Origin of the sequence: Promicromonospora kroppenstedtii DSM 19349 (genome assembly GCF_000515355.1) — a bacterium.
Lineage (GTDB): Bacteria > Actinomycetota > Actinomycetes > Actinomycetales > Cellulomonadaceae > Promicromonospora > Promicromonospora kroppenstedtii.
Genome location: NZ_KI911764.1, coordinates 21,379 through 26,891 on the forward strand (window position 1 = coordinate 21,379; position 5,513 = coordinate 26,891).

Genomic DNA, 5,513 nt, shown 5'->3' on the forward strand with positions numbered 1-5,513 from the left:
GCCGCGTCCTGACCAGCTTCTTTCGGCAGTTGGCATCGAGATCGGCTCAGGTCTGAGCCGATCTCGATGCCAACTGCCGACCTCACGGACGGACCCGCTGTGCCCCGTCGGCTAGCCTTCCCGGGGTGATCGTGACCGAGCTCGACGGCCTGCCCGTACGTCTGCGCGCACCCCACGACCTGTCGTTCACGGCCCGCTGGGGCACGGTGTTCGCCGTGCTCGACCAGCAGGACTCCGGCAACCTCTGCCTGGGCGTCGAGGGACCGGCGGGCCGCGTGTTCGTCAAGTACGCGGGCGCGCCCACGGTGCGGTACGACGGCGACGTCGACACCGCCGTCGCGCGCGCACGCCGCGCGGCCGAGGTGTACCGGGCGCTCGCCCACCCCACGCTCGTCACCCTGCGCGAGGCCGTGGACGTCGGGGCCGGGCACGCCCTGGTGTTCGACTGGACCGACGCGACGCCGGTCGGTCGCCAGTACGAGCGGACGCACGTGGTGCGGTCGATGAGCCTGGCGGCGCGCGTCGACGCGGTGCGGCAGGTCTACGACTTCCACGCGCACGCGGCGGCGCTCGGCTGGGTGGCCGTCGACCTGTACGACGGCTCGGTGATGATCGACCCGGCGACCGGGGGCGTCGTGCTGTGCGACCTGGACTTCTACGAGCGCGCTCCCCTGGTCAACCGCATGGGCCGGATGTGGGGGTCGTCCCGCTTCATGTCGCCCGAGGAGTACGAGCTCGGCGCGCCGCTCGACGAGGTCACGAACGTCTTCGCGCTCGGCACGCTCGCCCACACCTTCCTGGGCGACGACGCGACGCGGTCGCCCGCGGACTGGGCCGGCTCGGCGGCGCAGCTGGCCGTCGCCGACCGTGCGGTGCGCCACGGACGGGACGCCCGCTGGCCCTCGGTCGCGGCGCTGGCCGAGGCCTGGCGGGCCACGCTGTAATCTTCCGGCATGCCGGACAGCGTGAGCAGCCCAGACAACGGCCGGACCGCCCCCGCGGCCTACGGCGCACCCGTCTCGCCCCAGGGCGTGGACGCCCCGCTGCGCCGGTCCGCCGTCTTCCTCACGCTGGTCGTGGCCGACGGCGACGAGGCGATGGCCACCGTCCGCGAGGTGCTCGCCGACCTGGGCGGGCTCGTCAAGACGGTCGGCTTCCGCGACCTGGCGAACCCGGTCTCGTGCACCGTCGGCATCGGCAGCCGCATCTGGACCGACCTGACCGGCCGGGAACGGCCCGCCGAGCTGCACCCGTTCCGCGAGATCGCCGGGGCCGCGCACACCGCCGTCTCCACCCCAGGTGACCTGCTGTTCCACATCTGGTCGGACCGGCAGGACCTGTGCTTCGAGCTGGAGCGCCTGCTGCTCGCCGCGCTCGGCACCGCCGTCACGACTGCCGACGAGGTCTCGGGATTCCGCTACTTCGACACCCGCGACCTGCTCGGGTTCGTGGACGGCACGGCCAACCCGGTCGGCCGGGACCTCCCGGAGTCCACCCTCGTGGGCGACGAGGACCCCCGGTTCGCCGGGGGCAGCTACGTCGTCGTGCAGAAGTACCTGCACTCGCTGACCGCCTGGCAGGCGCTCACCACCGAGCAGCAGGAGCAGATCATCGGCCGCACCAAGGCCGACGGTGTCGAGCTCGACGACGCGGCCGAGGGGCAGAAGGCGCACAAGACGCTCGCCACGATCACCGACGAGGACGGCGAGCACGACATCCTGCGCGACAACATGCCGTTCGGCCGGCCCGGGCACGGCGAGTTCGGCACCTACTTCATCGGCTACTCGCGCCGCCTGTGGGTCATCGAGCGGATGCTGGAGCGCATGTTCGTCGGCGACCCGCCCGGCCTGCACGACCGGATCCTCGACTTCTCGACCCCGGCGACGGGCACCACGTTCTTCGTGCCGCCCACGACGATCCTGGACGCGCTCGACGCCGGCTGAGACCACAGGGCAACTCACCTCTTTTGTGGGATGTGCCCCCGGGACACCGGCCTACCGTGAGAGGGGCCCGTCCTCCCCCGCGACGAAGCGGAGCCCCCATGCGTCCCGACACGCACGCCCGCACGATGCTTCCCATCCCGGACCGGCCGACACCGGGCCCGACGACGTACGACGCCAAGGATGCCGCCACCTCGTACCCGCCGATCGAGCCGCTGCTGCCCCCGCCGGGCGCCCCCAACGTGCTGATCGTGCTGCTCGACGACGTCGGCTTCGGCGCCGCGAGCGCGTTCGGCGGCCCCTGCCGGACGCCGACGGCGGAACGGCTCGCCGCCGGCGGCCTGCGGTTCAACCGGTTCCATACCACCGCCCTGTGCGCACCGACGCGCCAGGCGCTCCTGACGGGCCGCAACCACCACTCCGTGGGCATGGGCAGCATCACCGAGACGGCGACGTCGGCCCCCGGGAACAGCTCACTGCGTCCGAACACCAAGGCTCCGCTGGCCGAGACGCTGCGGCTGAACGGGTACTCGACGGCGCAGTTCGGCAAGTGCCACGAGGTGCCGGTGTGGCAGTCGTCGCCGATGGGCCCGTTCGACGCGTGGCCGACCGGCGGCGGGGGCTTCGAGACGTTCTACGGGTTCATCGGCGGCGAGAACAACCAGTGGGCCCCCGCGCTGTACAGCGGGACCACGCCGGTCGAGCCCCCGGCCACGGCCGAGGAGGGCTACCACCTGACCGAGGACCTGGTGGACCACGCGTGCTCCTGGGTACGGCAGCAGAAGGCGCTGATGCCGGACAAGCCGTTCTTCGTCTACCTCGCCCCCGGCGCGACGCACGCCCCGCACCACGTGCCGCGGGAGTGGATCGAGAAGTACCGCGGCACGTTCGACGACGGATGGGACGTGCAGCGCGAGCGCACCTTCGCCCGGCAGAAGGAGCTCGGCGTGGTGCCGCCCGAGACCGACCTGACCGAGCGGCACGACGAGATCCCCGCCTGGGCCGACATGCCGGACGAGCTCAAGCCCGTGCTCGCGCGCCAGATGGAGGCCTACGCGGGCTTCCTGGAGCACACGGACGTGCAGGTCGGGCGGCTGATCGACACCCTGGAGGACCTGGACGTCCTCGACGAGACGATCGTCTACTACATCATCGGTGACAACGGGGCCTCGGCCGAGGGCACGGTCAACGGCGCCTTCAACGAGATGGCGAACTTCAACGGCATGGCCGCACTGGAGACGCCCGAGTTCCTGCGTTCCAAGATGGACGAGCTCGGCTCCCCCAGCTCGTACAACCACTACGCCGTGGGCTGGGCTTGGGCCATGGACACCCCGTACCAGTGGACCAAGCAGGTCGCCTCGCACTGGGGCGGCACCCGCAACGGCACGATCGTGCACTGGCCGGACCGCATCGCCGAGCACGGCGGCCTCCGCTCGCAGTTCACGCACGTCATCGACGTGGCCCCCACGATCCTGGAGGCGGCCGGGCTGCCCGAGCCGACCACCGTGAACGGCGTGCTGCAGTCGCCCATCGAGGGCACCTCGATGCTCTACACGTTCGACGACGCCACGATGCCGGAGCGGCACGACCTGCAGTACTTCGAGATGTTCGCCAACCGCGGGATCTACGACCGCGGGTGGAGCGCGGTCACGAAGCACCGCACCCCGTGGGCGCTCACCGGCGCGGAGCCACCCGCCTTCGACGACGACGTCTGGGAGCTGTACGACGGCCGGACCGACTTCAGCCAGGCGCACGACCTGGCCGCCGAGCGCCCCGAGGTGCTGGCCCGGCTCCAGCGGCTGTGGCTCATCGAGGCCACGAAGTACAACGTGCTGCCCATGGACGACCGCACCGCCGAACGGCTCGTGCCCGAGCTCGCCGGCCGGCCCACCCTCATCCACGGCGGCTCGCAGCTCTTCTTCCCCGGCATGGGGCGGCTGTCCGAGAACAGCATCGTCAGCGTGAAGAACCGGTCGTTCTCCGTGACGGCCGAGGTCGACGTCCCGCCGGGCACCGCCTCCGGCGTGCTCATCGCGCAGGGTGGCCGGTTCGGCGGCTGGTGCGTGCACGTCGTGGACGGACGGCTGACCTTCACGTACAACGTGCTCGGCATCCGCCGGTACGACGTCACGGCCGGCGAGCCGGTGCCCGGCGGCAAGCACCAGCTGCGCGCGGAGCTCGCCTATGACGGCGGCGGGCTGGGCAAGGGCGGCATGGTCACCCTCTTCCACGACGGGTCCCCGGTGGGCAGCGGCCGGGTGGACGCCACCCAGCCGCTGGTCTTCTCGGCCGACGAGACCACCGACATCGGCTACGAGTCCGGGACCAGCGTCTCCGGCGCCTACACCCCGGCCTCCAGCCGGTTCGCCGGGCGGATCAGCTGGGTGCAGCTCGACGTCGGCACCGACGACCACGACCACTACATCAGCCCCGAAGAGCGGCTCCGGGTCGCGATGGCCCGGCAGTAGGCGGTCCCCCGTGCACCCCGAGGAGCCGCGACCACGCCACGCCGCCGCAGACCCCGCCCCCGGCGAGCGGGGCGAGTCGCTCAAGGAGCGGGCGGCGTACCTGTACGGGCTGGTCATCACCGGGTCCGTGCTCGCGTCAGCGCCCTCGGAGCTCGGGCTCGTCCGGGTCGCCATCCTGCTGGGCGGCACGCTGCTGGTCTACTGGTGCGCCGAGTCGTACGCCCACCTGATCGCCGCGCGCTCCGTGGCCCGCCGCCCCCTGTACCCCGACGAGCGCCGGCACGTGCTCGGCGAGGGCCTGCCGCTCGTCGCGGCGTGCACCGCGCCCGTCGTCGTGCTGCTGATCGAGGCGGTGCTGCGGGTGCCGCCGAACCTCGCCGTCGACATCGCGCTCCTGGTCAACCTCGCCCTGCTGCTGCTCGTGGGCTGGCGCATGAGCACGGACGGCGGGCTGACGGGCCGCAGGCGCCTGGGCTCGACCCTGGTCGCGGGCCTGCTGGGCGTCGCGATGATCGGGCTCAAGCTGGCCCTGCACTAGCCGGCGCGGCCGTCGGGTCGGGCGACGTCGCTCCCGTCGTCGGACGGAGCGGAGGTCGCGGTGGCGGGCCCCGTGTGCAGCACCTCGCGCGCCTGCTCGGCGGCCCGGACGATGCTCTCGCTGATGAAGTCGAGGAACCGGGCGATGTTCTCCAGCCGCGCGGCGGCGGGCGTGCTCGCCCCGAGCACGACGACGCCCTCGCGGGCGGTGGCGGCGAGCTGGTCGTTGGCCCGGGCGCTGGCGATCGTCGACTGGTACCAGACGTCGTTGTCCGCCACGTACCGCTCGCGGCGGCCGCCCTCGTCGCGCTCCCGGCGCACGAGGCCCTGGCTCTCGAGAAAGGTGATCGCCTTCGACACGGAGGCCGGGCTGACCTGGAGGCGCTGAACCAGCTCAGCCGCCGTGACGCTCCCGGCGTCGGTCGTGAACAAGCAGGTCAGCACGCGCGCGGTCATCCGGGGCAGACCCGAGGCCATCAGCACGCCGGTGAGCGACTCCTCGAAGTCGGCCACCGCCGCCGCATCGCGCCCGTGGGCCTGCGGGGCCGGCTGAGCGTCCCGGGGCGTG

At 72.5% G+C, this 5,513-nt stretch carries 5 protein-coding genes; 4 read left to right on the plus strand and 1 reads right to left on the minus strand.

All coding sequences use genetic code 11. The annotated features are described in order from the left end of the window. The first annotated feature begins 125 nt into the window (after positions 1-125). The 4 genes from PROKR_RS29450 (at position 126) to PROKR_RS29465 (ending at position 4,946) form a co-directional block, all read left to right on the plus strand. Positions 126-944, plus strand: coding sequence for a serine/threonine-protein kinase (locus PROKR_RS29450; protein WP_036971288.1), 819 nt, complete (start codon positions 126-128; stop codon positions 942-944). Positions 945-953: 9 nt separating this feature from the next. Beyond that, the gene (locus PROKR_RS29455; protein WP_036971291.1) at positions 954-1,943 is read left to right on the plus strand and encodes a Dyp-type peroxidase; all 990 of its coding nucleotides are present in this window, start codon (positions 954-956) and stop codon (positions 1,941-1,943) included. A gap of 98 nt (positions 1,944-2,041) precedes the next feature. Next, a complete protein-coding gene (locus PROKR_RS29460) occupies positions 2,042-4,408 on the plus strand; it encodes an arylsulfatase (RefSeq protein ID WP_036971301.1) in 2,367 nt (788 codons plus the stop codon). Positions 4,409-4,418: 10 nt separating this feature from the next. Beyond that, positions 4,419-4,946 (plus strand): hypothetical protein, encoded by a 528-nt coding sequence (locus PROKR_RS29465; RefSeq protein WP_036971304.1) that lies wholly within the window; start codon positions 4,419-4,421, stop codon positions 4,944-4,946. On the opposite strand, the gene PROKR_RS29470 is transcribed toward PROKR_RS29465, so the two are convergent. Then, positions 4,943-5,513 (minus strand): GbsR/MarR family transcriptional regulator (locus PROKR_RS29470; protein WP_051433498.1); only part of this gene is annotated, 571 nt, incomplete at its 5' end. The genes PROKR_RS29465 and PROKR_RS29470 overlap by 4 nt on opposite strands.

What these genes read in the sequence shown, in the direction of transcription:
- PROKR_RS29455 (WP_036971291.1), top strand. Translation starts at nt 954, where the DNA reads ATGCCGGACAGCGTGAGCAGCCCAGACAACGGCCGGACCGCCCCCGCG.
- PROKR_RS29460 (WP_036971301.1), top strand. Translation starts at nt 2,042, where the DNA reads ATGCGTCCCGACACGCACGCCCGCACGATGCTTCCCATCCCGGACCGG.